11 protein-coding genes are annotated in these 14,018 nt (G+C 74.3%); 6 read left to right on the forward strand and 5 right to left on the reverse strand.

The genetic code is table 11. The features are described 5' to 3' along the window. The first annotated feature begins 10 nt into the window (after positions 1 to 10). On the forward strand, positions 11 to 607 hold the full coding sequence (locus ACYF6T_RS09660; RefSeq protein ID WP_461695192.1) for a TetR/AcrR family transcriptional regulator: 597 nt from the start codon (positions 11 to 13) through the stop codon (positions 605 to 607). Positions 608 to 983: 376 nt separating this feature from the next. Here ACYF6T_RS09660 and ACYF6T_RS09665 read toward each other — a convergent pair whose 3' ends face one another. The 3 genes from ACYF6T_RS09665 to ACYF6T_RS09675 form a co-directional block, all read right to left on the reverse strand. Further along, a complete protein-coding gene (locus ACYF6T_RS09665; protein ID WP_461695128.1) occupies positions 984 to 2,129 on the reverse strand; it encodes a glycosyltransferase in 1,146 nt (381 codons plus the stop codon). Between the two features lie 58 nt (positions 2,130 to 2,187). Further along, positions 2,188 to 3,513 (reverse strand): nucleotide sugar dehydrogenase, encoded by a 1,326-nt coding sequence (locus ACYF6T_RS09670; protein WP_461695129.1) that lies wholly within the window; start codon positions 3,511 to 3,513, stop codon positions 2,188 to 2,190. Positions 3,514 to 3,581: 68 nt separating this feature from the next. Continuing rightward, positions 3,582 to 5,036 carry a glycosyltransferase family 4 protein gene (locus ACYF6T_RS09675; RefSeq protein ID WP_461695131.1) on the reverse strand — a complete coding sequence of 485 codons (1,455 nt, stop codon included), beginning with the start codon at positions 5,034 to 5,036 and terminating at the stop codon, positions 3,582 to 3,584. 86 nt (positions 5,037 to 5,122) lie between these two features. On the opposite strand from ACYF6T_RS09675, the gene wecB reads away from it, so the two are divergent. From wecB to ACYF6T_RS09695, 4 genes are read left to right on the forward strand one after another with little or no spacing between them, the layout of a single operon-like run. Beyond that, on the forward strand, positions 5,123 to 6,211 hold the full coding sequence (gene wecB, locus ACYF6T_RS09680; protein WP_461695133.1) for a non-hydrolyzing UDP-N-acetylglucosamine 2-epimerase: 1,089 nt from the start codon (positions 5,123 to 5,125) through the stop codon (positions 6,209 to 6,211). Next, positions 6,204 to 6,836: a class I SAM-dependent methyltransferase gene (locus tag ACYF6T_RS09685; protein ID WP_461695134.1), complete on the forward strand. Its 633-nt coding sequence runs from the start codon at positions 6,204 to 6,206 to the stop codon at positions 6,834 to 6,836. The genes wecB and ACYF6T_RS09685 overlap by 8 nt, the downstream gene beginning before the upstream one ends. Beyond that, positions 6,836 to 8,644: a hypothetical protein gene (locus ACYF6T_RS09690; RefSeq protein WP_461695136.1), complete on the forward strand. Its 1,809-nt coding sequence runs from the start codon at positions 6,836 to 6,838 to the stop codon at positions 8,642 to 8,644. Before ACYF6T_RS09685 ends, ACYF6T_RS09690 begins: the two co-directional genes overlap by 1 nt. Further along, positions 8,641 to 10,839, forward strand: coding sequence for a glycosyltransferase (locus ACYF6T_RS09695; protein WP_461695137.1), 2,199 nt, complete (start codon positions 8,641 to 8,643; stop codon positions 10,837 to 10,839). The genes ACYF6T_RS09690 and ACYF6T_RS09695 overlap by 4 nt, the downstream gene beginning before the upstream one ends. A 39-nt stretch (positions 10,840 to 10,878) precedes the next feature. Here the strand turns inward: ACYF6T_RS09695 and ACYF6T_RS09700 are convergent, their stop codons facing one another. Further along, on the reverse strand, positions 10,879 to 12,225 hold the full coding sequence (locus tag ACYF6T_RS09700; protein WP_461695138.1) for an MFS transporter: 1,347 nt from the start codon (positions 12,223 to 12,225) through the stop codon (positions 10,879 to 10,881). A 119-nt stretch (positions 12,226 to 12,344) separates the two neighbouring features. Continuing rightward, a complete protein-coding gene (locus ACYF6T_RS09705) occupies positions 12,345 to 13,010 on the reverse strand; it encodes a TetR/AcrR family transcriptional regulator (protein ID WP_461695140.1) in 666 nt (221 codons plus the stop codon). Positions 13,011 to 13,131: 121 nt separating this feature from the next. On the opposite strand from ACYF6T_RS09705, the gene ACYF6T_RS09710 reads away from it, so the two are divergent. Beyond that, positions 13,132 to 14,007: a shikimate dehydrogenase gene (locus ACYF6T_RS09710; protein ID WP_461695141.1), complete on the forward strand. Its 876-nt coding sequence runs from the start codon at positions 13,132 to 13,134 to the stop codon at positions 14,005 to 14,007. Positions 14,008 to 14,018: the final 11 nt, after the last annotated feature.

The following is a 14,018-nucleotide window of genomic DNA, read 5'->3' on the forward strand; positions in this document are numbered from 1 at the left end:
AAGGTCGGTGATCACGGTGTCCGAACGGGGTCCGCGGGAGCGGATGGTGTTCAGCGCGGCTCAGCTCATCCGGCGCGACGGGGTCGGCGCGACGGGCATGCGGGACGTCGCCGCGCATGCCGGGGCGCCGCGGGGCTCGCTCCAGCACTACTTCCCCGGCGGCAAGGAGCAGCTCGTCAACGAGGCGGTGGCGTGGGCGGGCCGGTACGCCGGCCGGCGCGTCGCCCGGTTCCTGGCGGGCATGGAACAGCCCACGCCCGGCGGGCTGTTCGCGGCGATGGTGCGGCAGTGGACCGACGAGTACGAGCACAACGGCACCCTCGCGGGCTGCCCCGTCGCCGCGGCGACCGTGGACTGCGCGGGGTCGGCCGAGTCGACGCGGCAGGCGGCGGCCGCCGCCTTCGCCACCTGGACGCGACCAGTCGCCGACGCGCTGACCGGCATGGGGGTCCCGGCGAAACGGGCCGAGCCCCTCGCCACGCTCATGATCAGCGCCCTGGAGGGGGCGATCATCATGGCCAGGGCCGAAGGGAACACGCGCGCGCTGGAGACCGTGGCAAGCGAGGTGGGACCGATACTGGACGCCGCGGTCCAGCCCCCAGCCTGACGCGCGTCCGCTACCGCAGGGGCTGGTGCTGGGTGTTGCCGGCGGTATGGGCCCTGCCTGATGTGCGGTTGCTGTCGCTGGGGCTGGTGCTGGGTGTTGCCGGCGGTATGGGTTCTGCCTGATGCCCGTCTGCTGTCGCGGCGGCTGGTGCTGGATGCTGCCCGCGGTCCAGGCCCCTGCCTGACGCGCGTCGGCTGTTGCGGCGGCTGGTGCTGGGTGTTGTCGGCGGTATGGGTTCTGCCTGGTACCCGTCTGCTGTTGCGGCGGCTGGTGCTGGGTGTTGCCGGCGGTATCAGCCCTGCCTGATGCCCGTTCGCTATCCCGGCGGCTGGGGCTGGATGCCGTAGGTGCGGGTCCCCAGCCTGGCGGGCCTCCGCTACGGTGTCGCCGGTACGCCCGTCAGGTGGGCGGGGGCGGTCGGTTGCCGGGTCCAGCTCTCCAGCAGGCCGACGAAGTCCTCCGCCCGGTGCTGCCAGTTGAGGTCGGCCACTGCCGCCTCGTAGCCCCGGCGGGCCGCACGCAGCCGGAGCCGAGGGTCCGCGCACAGGCGCCGCACCGCCTCCGCCGCCGCCCGCGGGTCCTCGTACGGCACGACCAGACCGCAGCCGTGCCGTTCGACGAGTTCGGCCGCCAGCGGGGTCGGCGTGGTGATGACCGGCACGCCGTGGGCCATGTACTCGACGACCTTGGTGGGGCGCGAGTGGCGGTAGTTGGGCTGGTCGTGCAGCAGGGACAGGCCGGCCAGCGCGCCCGTCAGCAGGGCGAGCGCGCGGTCGTTGGGCAGGAAGCCGTGCCAGTGCAGGACGCCGTCGCGATCGGCCGCCGCCAGCGCCTCCCGCACGTCGGGGTCGGCCGCGCCGATGACCTCGACGCGTATCGCCGATCCGAGCAGCCGCGCCGTCTCGATGAGGTCCAGCGCGCCGCGGGCCCGCGACAGGTGACCGAGGTAGACGACCCGTTCGGTGCCGGGCGGCTCGGGCGCGGGAGGCGGCGCGGCGGCGAGGTTGTGGACGACCGGATGGGTGCGGCGGAAGCGGTCCTGGTAGGCGTCCTCGGCCAGCAGCAGCCGTAGCCGCCGCTCGGCCAGCCGCTCGGCCGCCCGCACCCCGACGCGCAGCGCCGGCCGCAGCGGCCGCGGCACCCAGCGTTTCATGGCGAGCGCCGCCGCGGTGTCCTCGTGGACGTCCCACACCGTCACCGGCGCCCGTCCGGTGCGCCGCCAGCGGCGCAGGGTGCCGGGGAGCGCCAGCAGCAGCTCTGGGTCGTGCAGGAGGACGACGTCCGCCTGCGGGCCGCGCTCGGCGAGCAGCTGCCGCGCCGCGCGCAGCGCCGCCCGGCGGTCGCGGCCGGCCGCCCGGGGCAGGTCGACGCCCTCGACGCCGGGGCGCGGGGCCACCTGGCGGGCCGCGAACGGGGCCGCGTAGACGACCTGGTGGCCGCGCTCCCGCAGGGCGGCGATCTGCCGGTGCAGGATCCGCGCGTCCTCGGGGTGGTGCACGATGGTCACGACAAGTACCCGCATCGAAGTGCCTTTCGACTCCGCGCGAACGGTGGGGGGTGGCAAGGCCCGCGGGCCGCGCCTACAGGACCTCGACGCCCGGCCGGAAGATCCGTCCGCGGGTGTCGAACAGCAGCCGGGTCTCGTCAGCCAGGGCGACCAGGTCGTAGGCGGAGTGGTCCTGCAGCAGGATGGTCAGGTCGTGCTCGCGCACCGCCGCCGTCAGGTCGTCGGCGCGCGGGACGGGCACGCCGTCGACGGACCAGTGCGGCACGTGCGGATCGTGGAAGGACAGCTCGGCCTCCCGCTCCCGCAGTTGCCGGGCCACCGGCACCGCCGGGCTCTCGCGCTGGTCGGCGACGTCCGGTTTGTAGGTGACGCCGAGCAGCAGCACCCGCGAGCCGTGCAGGGGGCGGCCGGCGGTGTTGAGCAGGTCCTGGGCGCGGCGCACCACGTAGTCCGGCATGCGCCGGTTGATCTCCTGCGCCAGCTCGACGAACCGGAAGTCGTAGCCGAGCGACGAACGCACCTTGTACGACAGGTAGTTCGGGTCGATGGGGATGCAGTGCCCGCCCACGCCGGCGCTGGGCCGGAAGGCCTGGAAGCCGAACGGCTTGGTGCCCGCGCAGCGGATCGCGTCCCACACGTCGACGTGCAACTCACGGCAGATGATGGCGAGTTCGTTGACCAGGGCGATGTTGACGTGCCGGTAGGTGTTCTCCAGCAGCTTGGCCATCTCCGCCTCGCGGGTGCCCTTCGCCTGGACCACGGTGTCGATGAACTTGCCGTAGAAGGCGACCGCGCGCACCGCGCACGCCGGGGTGCAGCCGCCGACCACCTTGGGCACCTCGCGCAGCGCGTGCGTGGTGTTGCCGGGGTCGATGCGCTCCGGCGAGAAGGCCAGCGCGAAGTCCTCGCCGGCCCGCAACCCGGACTCCTCCAGCAGGGGCTGTACGACCTCCTCGGTGGTGCCCGGATAGGTGGTCGACTCCAGGACCACGAGCTGTCCGGGCCGCAGCCGGCCCGCCACCGTGCGCGCGGCGGAGGTCACCGCGCCCAGGTCGGGCCCGCCGTCCCCGCTCAGCGGGGTCGGCACACAGATGACGATCGTCTGCGCGCGGGCGAGACAGGCGTCGTCCGTGTACGCCGTGAAACCGGCGTCGCGCATGCGGCGCACGTCGTCGTCGCCGACGTCGTCGACGTGCGAGCGCCCGGAGTTGAGGGCGCCGACGACCCATGGATCGCGGTCGAGGCCCACGACCCGCAGCCCGACCGACACCGCTTCCCGCGCGAGCGGCAGTCCGACGTATCCGAGGCCGATCACCGCGAGTTCCACGTGGTCGGCCCGTGCTGATTCCCCGAGCTGTTCGCTTGTTTCCCCGAGCGATTCGGTCTTCTCGACCTGCATAGGGATTCACCCGGCCTCAAGGCAGGACGGAACGGACTTGGAATGGGGGGTGGGGAAAGGGGCGGCTGTCAGGCGCATCCGAGTGCGCGATACGCCTCACGGGTCGTGGTGGCGACCCGCTTCCAGGTGCGGTCACGCGCGACCAGCGCCCGGGCGGACGCTCCCCATCGGGCCCGCCGCTTTTGACTGTAAAGCAGTTTTTCGAGCGCATCTGCCCAGTCACGGGACGATTCGGGAAGAATTAGCTGTCCGTTCACTTCCGGTTCGATCAGTTCTCTCATTGCGGTGAGATCACTACTGGCCACGGGAAGACCGCTCGCCATCGCTTCGACCGGTTTGAGAGGGGTCACCAGGTGGCAGACGCGCTCATCGGTGCGCGGCACCGCGAACACATCCAACACGGCGTGGAACTCCCGCACTTGGGCGTGCGGAACCCGGCCGGTGAACAGGGCGGCCCCGTCGCCGAGGCCCAGCTCGGCGGCCAGCCGCCGCAGCGCCGCGCGCTCCGGACCGTCGCCCACGATCAGCAGCCGCAGCGGCACACCCCGGCGCCTGAGCTCGGCACCCGCATGGAGCAACGTGCCGATGCCCTCGTGCGGGGTGAGGCTGCTGACCGTGCCGACCACCAGCTCCTCGGGCGCGATGCCGAGCCGGGCCCGCACCGGGGCCCCGTCCGGCAGCGGGGCGAGGAACTCCTCGTCCACCGCGTTCGGCGAGATCAGCACCCGTTCCTCGGGCACCCCGCGGTCCACGATCTCCGCCTTCATCGCCGCCCCCAGCGTCAGCACCAGGTCGGCCTCCCGCATGCAGTGCGTCTCCAGCGCGCGCCGCGCCCGGTAGGTGGCGTCGTCCCTGCTCCGCCCCGGGGCCTGGGTCAGCCAGGTCTCCTCCAGGAAGCCCCGCACCTCGTACACCACCGGCAGCCCGAAGGCCTCCCGCAGGGCGAGCGCGACGCGCCCGTTGCCGTGGTCGGTCGCCGCGTGCAGCACGGCCGGCCGCAGCCGCTCCACCAGCCGCCCGGCCAGCTCGGCGTTGCGGGCCAGCAGCGCGTCCTGCCCGTACGGCAGCGTCCGCGGCAGCAGCCGGTGCTGCGGCACCCCGCCCACGATCTGCAGGGGCCGGGCGTCCAGCGCGCCCTGCGCCACCGGGAAGCCGATGCGCGTCACGACGTGCGGATCCAGACCGGCGGCCCGCTGCGCCTCGGCCAGCTTCTGCGTGCGCACGGTGTAGCCGGCGTGCTTGAACGGCAGCCCGTTGGTGACCAGGTGCAGCACCCGCCCCGGCACGGGCCGGATCACCCGTCCGGCGGGCGCCGGCACCCGGGCCACAGCGGACGGGGCCGCGGCCGGGCCGGCCGTACGGGCCCGTGCGGCGAGCCGCCGCTCGACCGGCCGGACACGCCGGCGCGCGCCCGCCGGCAGCAGCCGCACCCCGAGCAGGGCGGCCCGGCGGGGGTCGTGGCGCAACTCGCCCCAGGCCACGGAGGCGGCGAGGATGAGAGCACGGGGGACACGACGGGACATGCGGCCACGGTAGGGCGGCCCGGTGAACAACCGGGGGGCCGACACCCCGCCGAACGGGGGAGCCGCAGCGACGAAGGGAACCCCTCATGAACGGCCGCATCCTCCATGTCGTGGGCACCCGGCCCAACTTCGTCAAGGCCGCGCCCGTCGTCGCGGCGCTGCGCGAGGCCGGCTGCGACCAGGTCCTGGTGCACACCGGCCAGCACTACGACGAGCGGATGTCGGACGTCTTCTTCCGCCAGCTGGGCCTGCCCGAACCGGACACCGACCTCGGCGTCGGCTCCGGCAGCCACGCCCGGCAGACGGCCGACCTGCTGGTGGCCCTGGAGGGCGAACTCACCGCCCGCGCACCCGCGCTCACCGTCGTCTACGGCGACGTCAACTCCACGCTGGCCGCCGCCCTCGTCGCCGCCAAGCTGCACATCCCGCTTGCCCACGTGGAGGCGGGCCTGCGCAGCTTCGACATGGCGATGCCGGAGGAGGTCAACCGGCGGCTGGTGGACCAGCTCGCCGACCTGCTCTTCGCCACCAGTCCCGAGGCGGTCGGCCACCTCGCCCGCGAGGGAGCGGACCCGGCCCGCGTCCACTTCGTCGGCAACCCGATGATCGACACCCTCCGCACCCACCTGGACCGCTTCGACCCCGAGGCCGCCCGCACCGCGCGCGGCCTGCCCGAGCGCTACGGCGTCGTCACCCTGCACCGCCCCGTCAACGTCGACGACCCCGAAGCCGCCCGGGCCGCCGCCCGCGCCCTCGCCGAGGCCGCCGCCCAGCTCGACCTCGCCGTGCCCCTGCACCCGCGCGGTGGTGCCGCCCTGCGGGCCGCCGGACTCGCGGACGCGCCCGGGGTGCGTCTGCTCGAACCGCTCGGCTACGTGGAGTTCATGAGCCTGGTCCGGGGAGCCGCCGCGGTCGTCACCGACTCCGGTGGCGTCCAGGAGGAGACCACCGTGCTCGGCGTGCCCTGCCTGACCCTGCGCACCACCACCGAACGCCCGGTCACCGTCACCCACGGCACCAACCGCCTCGTCACGCCCGAGGAGTTGGCGCCCGCCCTGCACAAGGTCCTGTCCGGATCCGCGCCCGCCGCCCCGGAGGGACCGCCGCTGTGGGACGGGAAGGCCGGCCCGAGGATCGCCCGGGTGCTCACCCAGTGGCTGGACCGGCATGGCTGAGCCCCGCACCCGCGCCTACTGGGACGCCCGCCACCGCGACCGCGACGACCTCGCCTCCGGCGGGCACATCGGCCTGGACCGCCCCGGCAACGAGATCTTCTACGCGCTGCGGCTGGGCGCGCTGCTCGACCTCATCGGCGACCTGTCGAGCCCCGAGGCCCCGCTGTTCGTGCTGGACGCGGGCTGCGGCAAAGGGCACTTCGCCCGCGCCCTGGCCCGCTGCGGGCACCGCGTCGACGCCTTCGACACCAGCGGGGAGGCGATCGCCCGGGCCCGCGCGGAGGGCGGCGGCCCCCGCTACGCCGTGGCCCCGCTCACCGACTTCCGCGCCCCCTGGCCGTACGACGTCGTGCTCTGCGTGGACGTCCTGTTCCACGTGATGGACGACGGCGAGTGGGCCGCCGGGCTGCGCAACCTCGCCTCCCTCGTCCGGCTCACCGGGCGCCTCGTCCTCACCGACGAGGACACCCGCGAGCCCACACCGCGCGGCGACTACATACTCCACCGGCCCACCGACGCCTACCGCCGGGTGCTCGAACCGCTTGGCCTGACCCACACCCTCTTCCGGCCCTACGGCTTCCGCGAAAACCTGGTCGGCTTCCACGTCTTCACGAGGACCCGCTGATGCGCCTGACCGATCTGCTCCGCCCCCACCTGGACGGCGTCACCACCGTCGTGGACGCCACGGCGGGCCGCGGCCTGCGCCTCGCGCCCTACCTCGGCCTGCCCCCCGGCATCACCCTGCGCGAAGGCGAACAGGACGTCGGCGAGGGGGAGTTGGTGCTCCTGTCCTACGGCCCCGACCCCAACCTGCACGGCGACGAGGAGCACTGCCGGGCCGTCCTGGAACGGATGCGCCCCGGCGGGCGCGGACTGCTGCTGTTCGGCCACCACGCGTCCGAACTCCCTTACCACCGGCTCCTGGACGACCTGGTCGCCCATCGCTGCCAGGTGCTGCGCGCCGCCGCCCTCGACTACACCCACCTGCACGCGGGTGCCGTCCTCGCCCGCACCGACGAACTCCTGCCGCCGCACGACTGGTTCGGCCGCCCCGTCCCGGCCGACGGGTTCGCCACCGCACTGCGCATGGCCGACGAGTACGTCCTCGCCGACTTCGTCTCCCGCACCCTGCGCGCCCGCGCCCTCGACCTGGAACGCACGGCCGAGGAGCGCGCCCGCGCCCTGGACGCCCGCAAGGACGACGGCACGGCCGAGCGCCTCGCCGCCGCCGTACGGGAGAAGGAGCAGCTGGCCTCCGCGCTGCGGGCCGCGCGCGACCGGGTCGGGGTGCTGGAGGCGCGGGTGGCGATGCTGGAGGGCTCGACCTCGCTGCGGGTGGGACGGGCGCTGGTGGCCGCCGCGCGCTCGCCCGGGCGGGGCGCGGTGCGCCTGCCCCGGGAGCTGTACGGGATGTGGCGCGGACGCGGGCGCGGCACGAAGCCGGCCCCGGCCAAGGCGCGCGAGCCGGAGGCAGCCGCCGTGGCCGACGGGCGGCTGCACCTCGCCCACCGCGCGCTGGCCGCCACACCCCGCGACCGGCTGGTGCTGGCGGGCGTGCTCACCGACCGCACCGCCGAGGACTTCGCCGCCGACGCCGTCGTCAACCGGCTGCTGCCCCACGACGGCCGGCTGCTCGTCGAGCGCACCGACCCGGACGCGGTGGTCGTCCAGCTCGGCGCCTGCACGGGCGAGGGCCCCTGGGCGCTCACCGGCACCGGGCTCGCCCCCGACCTCGACCGCAGACTCGCCGAACTCCTCGCCGAGGCGCGGTCGTCGGGCCGCTCGACGGTCCTGTGGCGGGACGCGCCCGCCGCCGTCGCCCCGGGCCTGGCCCGGTTCGCCTGGGACGCCGTCCTCGACCGGGACACCGGCGTCCGGCTGACCCGGCTCGACCCGGACGGCCGGGAACGGCTGCGGGACGCCTTCCTGCACGACAGCACCCGCGTGCGGCTGGCGGAGCTGGCCCGGCACGTCGGCGCCCCCGATCCGCTCGCCGAGCGCCGCGTGGCCGTCCTCGCCGCCCCGCGTGACCAGGCCGAGGTGGCCGCCCTGACCGGCCAGGTGCTGGCCCAGCTGCACCGGCCCCACGAGGTGGTCGTACCCGACCCCGGCGACCCCGCCCTCGCCTTCGACGAACTCCTCGCCAGTGGCGTCACCGTCCGCGGCGGAGCGCCCACCGCGCCCTGGGTCGCCGACTGGACGGACCTGGCCGAGGACCGCCCGGCCACCCTGCTGCTGGACCTGATGTGCGCGCAGGAACGCTCCGGCGCCGACGCGCTCGGCGCCACACCGGCCGACGACGACCACGTCTTCGTGCCCGTCCTGCGCCCCCTCCTCGTGCGCCGGCCGCTGTTCGCCTCCGGCCTGCCCCCCGAGGACTGGTCCGCCCACGGCCACCGCCTCCTCGCCGTCCGCGCGAAGGCGACCTCATGACCGGGAAGGGAGCCCTGGTGCCCCGCACGCTCAAGGCGCTCGTCTACGGCGACGTCGACCTCAACCTCATCGACGGCTCCGCGGTGTGGGCCCAGTCGACCGTGCAGGCCCTGTCCCTGGCGGGCTGCCGCACCCGCCTGGTGCTCAAGGCACCGGTCCGCACCGGCCGGCTGACCGATCCGCTGGCCGCGCTGGCGAACGTCACCGTCGTCAGGCCGTACGAGGACAAGCTGGTCCCCGGACAGCAGGCGCGCCCCCTCTCGCCCGCCCAGGCCTCGCAGCTGCTGGCCCGGCTGGACGCCGAGGACCCCTGCGATCTGCTCGTGCTGCGCGGCCGCCGGCTGGTCAGCCGGGTCGTCGCCGACGGCGCCTTCGACGGGCGGATCTGGGCCTACCTCACCGACATCCCGCAGTCGGCGGCCGAGATGACCGAGGAGGCCCGCTCGGAGCTCTCCCTCATCGCCGGCGCCTCCCGTCGACTCCTGTGCCAGACGGAGGAGTTGCGCTGCTTCCTGGAGACCTGGGTGCCCGAGGCGTGCGGCCGCAGCGTGCTCAGCCCGCCCGCCGTCCCGGAACCGTCCTTCCCGGTGCCCGAACGCCAAGAAGCCCACGAGCCGCTGCGGCTCGTCTACACCGGCAAGTTCGCCCCCCGCTGGAACACCCTGCCCATGACCCTGCTGCCCGAACTCCTCGCCGGGCAGGGCGTGCGGGCCGAACTCCACACCGTCGGCGACAAGATCCACCACGACGACCCCGACTTCCACGACGCCATGGCCCGGGCCCTGCGTACCGCCCCCGGCGTCCACCACCACGGCGGACAGCCCCGCGAGGAGGCCATGCGCATCGCCGCCGACTGCGACCTGGGCCTGGGCTGGCGCGACCCCGTCCTCGACTCCAGCCTCGAACTGTCCACCAAGGTCCTGGAGTTCGGCGCCCTCGGCCTGCCCGTCGTGCTCAACCGCACGCCCGCCCACGAGGCGCTGCTCGGCGCCGACTACCCGCTGTTCGTGCCGGGGCGGGCCGCGCTCGCGGACGCCGCCGAGGCCGTCGTACGGGCCGCGCGGGAACCCCGGGCGCGGCGGCTGGCCGCCGACCGGTGCCGCGAGGCCGCCCAGCGGCACACCCTGCGGCGGGCGGCCGACCGGTGGCGCGCCCACCTGGAGCGGGCCTTCCCGCCCGTGCCGCCCGCCCTGGCCGCCCGCACCCGCCCGCTGCGCGTCGGCGTCGCCGGTCACGACCTGAAGTTCCTCACCCGGCTCCTGGACCACCTGCGCGCCCTGCCGGGTCTCGAGGTACGGCTCGACACCTGGCCCGCGCTCTCCCGGCACGACCCGGCCGCCGGCCGTGAACTCGCCGACTGGGCCGATGTGGTGGTCGTCGAGTGGTGTGGTCCGGCAGCCGTCTGGTACAGCCGCCACAAACGCCGCGGCAGCCGGCTGATCGTCCGGCTGCACCGCTTCGAGCTGGAGGCCGCCTGGCCGCGGCAGGTCGACATCGGCGCGGTCGACCGGGTGGTGTGCGTCAGCCCCTTCTACCGGCGGCGCACCCTGGAGCACACCGGCTGGCCCGAGTCCAAGGTCGTCGTCGTGCCCAACTGGGTCGACACCGACCAGCTCGACCGCCCCAAGGCGCCCGGAGCCCGCTTCCGCCTCGGCATGATCGGCATCGCCCCCAGCCGCAAACGCCTCGACCTCGGCCTCGACGTGCTGGAGAAACTGCGCGCCCGCGACCCGCGCTGGCGGCTGTCGGTGAAGTCCAAGCCGGCCTGGGAGTACTGGTGGATCTGGAACAAGCCGGAGGAGCGGGCGCACTACGACGCGATCCTGCGCCGGGTGCAGACCTCGCCGCTGCTCGAAGGGGCCGTCGTCTTCGACGAGTTCGGGGCGGACGTGGCGGGCTGGCTGCGCCGCGTCGGACACGTGCTGTCCACCAGCGACGACGAGAGCTTCCACCTCGCCCCGGCCGAGGGCATGGCCTCGGGCGCCGTACCCGCCCTGCTGCCGTGGCCGGGCGCGGACGAGATCTACGACCGGCGCTGGATCCACCCCACCCCCGAGGCGATGGCGGAGGCGATCGCCGCACTGGGGGAGGAGGGGTGGACGTCCGCCGGACGCCTGGCCCGCACCCAGGTCCGGGAGGGGTTCTCGCTGGAGTGGGTGGCCCGCCGGTGGACGGAGCTGCTGCTGGAGGGGTGAGGACGACGGTCCCCGGCGGGGATCCGGGGACCGCCGCGCTCAGGCCGTCACGGCCTCGCGCTGCGACGCCTCCCGTGACGCCCGCTCGCCCAGCAGCTCGGTCGGCACCTTGGCCGTCTCCCGGGCCGACAGCGCGGCGATCACCGGCGGGACGCACAGGGCCGCGGTGAACAGGGCCACCGACGACCAGTCGGTGCCGTCCGGACCCGCGATCTCGGCCGCGAACGTGACCGCGAAGCCGGCCACGGCGAACCCGATCTGGGTGCCGATCGCCATCCCGGACAGCCGCACGCGGGTGGCGAACATCTCGCCGTAGAAGGAGGGCCACACACCGTTCGCGGCGCTGTAGACGACACCGAAGGCGAGGATGCCCAGCAGCAGCGTCAGCGGGTAGGAGCCCGTCGAGATCGCCCACAGGTACAGGAACATCGCCACCGCGCTGCCCGCCGCGCCGATCAGGTAGACCGGGCGGCGGCCGATGCGGTCCGACAGGGTGGCCCACAGCGGGATCGCGGCGAGCGCGACCAGGTTGGCGAGCGCGCCCACCCACAGCATCGAGGAGCGGGACATGCCGACCGCGTCGCTCGTCGCGTACGCCAGCGCCCACACCGTGAAGATCGTCGAGACGGACGCGACCAGCGCCCCCGCGACCACCCGCAGCACGTCCGCCCAGTGCTCGCGCAGCAGCACCAGCAGCGGCAGCCGCACGACGCCTGCCGAGGCCGCCTGCGCCGCGAAGACCGGCGTCTCCTCCAGCCGGCGCCGGATGAGGTAGCCGACGGCGGCGACCACGATGCTCGCCCAGAACGGCACCCGCCAGCCCCAGGACAGCAGCTGGTCCTCGGGCAGGGCCGCGACCGGGATGAACACCAGGGTGGCGATCAGCTGGCCGCCCTGGGTGCCGCCGAGGGTGAAGCTGGTGAAGAAGCCCCGCCGGTGGGGCGGCGCGTGTTCGAGCGTCATGGAGTTCGCGCTGGCCTGCTCGCCCGCCGCGGAGACGCCCTGCAGCACCCGGCACGCCACCAGCAGCACCGGCGCGAGGGTGCCGACCTGGGCGCGGGTGGGCAGACAGCCGATCAGGAACGTCGACAGGCCCATCAGGATCAGCGTGAAGACCATGATCTTCTTACGGCCGAGGCGGTCGCCGAAGTGGCCGAGGAAGAGCGCGCCGACGGGGCGGGCGGCGTAGGCGACGCCGAAGGTCGCCAGCGACAGCAGGGTCGCGTTCGCCGGGTCGGAGGTGTCGAAGAAGATCTTCGGGAAGATCAGGGCGGCGGCGCTGCCGTAGATGAAGAAGTCGTAGTACTCGAGCGCACTGCCGATCCAGGCGGCCAGGGCCGCCTTGCGCGGCTGGCCGGGCGGGGCGTCGGGGACGGGGAGGGTCACGGCGAGCTCCTTCGGGGATCCGGAGCTACCCAGTCAATTAACCCACTGGATAGTTAGTAGCGGTTGCCAGGGATGTTGCGTCCGTGTTTCCCCGGTGTCAAGAGGTGGCGCGGCGGCATTCAGTCCGCCGCGCGTTCCGCCGTCAGGTAGGCGATCACCATGTCGCCGAGCATGGCGCGGTAGTGCTCGCGCTGGGCGGGGTCCACCAGGTCGCGGCCGAACAGCGCGCCGAAGGTGTGCCGGTTGGCGACCCGGAAGAAGCAGAACGAGCTGATCATCGCGTGCAGGTCGACCGCGTCCACGTCGGCCGTGAACAGGCCGGACTCCTGCCCGGCGGCCAGGATCCGGCGGATCACGTCGAGCGCCGGGGAGCCGATCCTGCCGAGCTCGGCGGAGGCGGCGATGTGCTCGGCCCCGTGGATGTTCTCGATGCTGACCAGGCGGATGAAGTCGGGGTGCTGCTCGTGGTGGTCGAAGGTCAGCTCGGCCAGCCGCCGGATCGCCGCGACCGGGTCCAGGTGCTCGACGTCCAGCTGCTGCTCGGCCTCGCGGATCACGCCGTAGGCCCGCTCCAGGACGGCCGTGAACAGCTGTTCCTTGCCGCCGAAGTAGTAGTAGATCATCCGCTTGGTGGTGCGGGTGCGGGCGGCGATCTCGTCGACCCGGGCGCCGTCGTAGCCGGCCCGCGCGAACTCCTGCGTCGCCACGTCGAGGATCTCGGCCCGGGTGCGGGCGGCGTCGCGGATCCGTCCGTTCGGTCGTGCCGGTTCGTCGACGCTGGTCATCGGGTTCCTTCGGGAGAGCGGCCGGTGCGCCAGATTCTAGACGGGGGCTTCCCGTGGGGTGGTTCGGCTGATATAGCTAACGTACTGGTTCGTACATTAGCTTTCGGCTCGGGAGGTCCGTGTGCCCAAGGACTCGTTTCTCGTCGGACTGATCGGCGCGGGCATCGGCCCCTCGCTCAGTCCGGCCCTGCACGAGCGCGAGGCCGACCGGCAGGGCCTGCGCTATCTGTACCGGCTCATCGACATCGACACCCTCGGGGTGCCCCCGCGGGCCGTCGGCGACCTGGTGCGGGCGGCGCGGGACCTGGGCTTCGACGGGCTGAACATCACCCACCCGTGCAAGCAGCTCGTCATCGAGCACCTGGACGCCCTCGCTCCCCAGGCCGATGCGCTCGGCGCGGTCAACACCGTCGTCTTCGAGGACGGCCGCGCCGTCGGCCACAACACCGACGTCACCGGATTCGCCGCCTCCTTCGCGCGCGGCCTGCCCGACGTGCCCCTGGAGCGGGTCGTGCAGCTCGGCGCCGGCGGCGCGGGCGCGGCGGTCGCGCACGCCACGCTCACCCTCGGCGCGGAGCGCGTCACCGTCGTCGACGCGCTGGCCGATCGGGCGGCGGCCCTGGCCGCGGCGCTGAACGGGCACTTCGGCGCCGGACGGGCCGTCGCCGCGACGCCCGACCGGCTGGCGGAGCTGCTCGCCGCCGCCGACGGGATCGTGCACGCCACCCCGACCGGCATGGCCGCCCACCCCGGGCTGCCCTTCCCGGCCGAGCTGCTGCACCCCGGCCTGTGGGTCGCCGAGGTCGTCTACCGCCCGCTGGAGACCGAACTCCTGCGCACCGCACGGGCCCTGGGCTGCGCCACGCTCGACGGCGGGGGCATGGCCGTCTTCCAGGCGGTGGACGCCTTCCGCCTGTTCACCGGCCGGGAGCCCGACGCGGCACGGATGCTCGCGGACATCGGGGAACTGGCGGGCGCCGTGGCGACTCCCCGGTAGGACGAGGAAGA

The sequence above is a fragment of the Streptomyces sp. 7R007 genome (assembly GCF_054850255.1).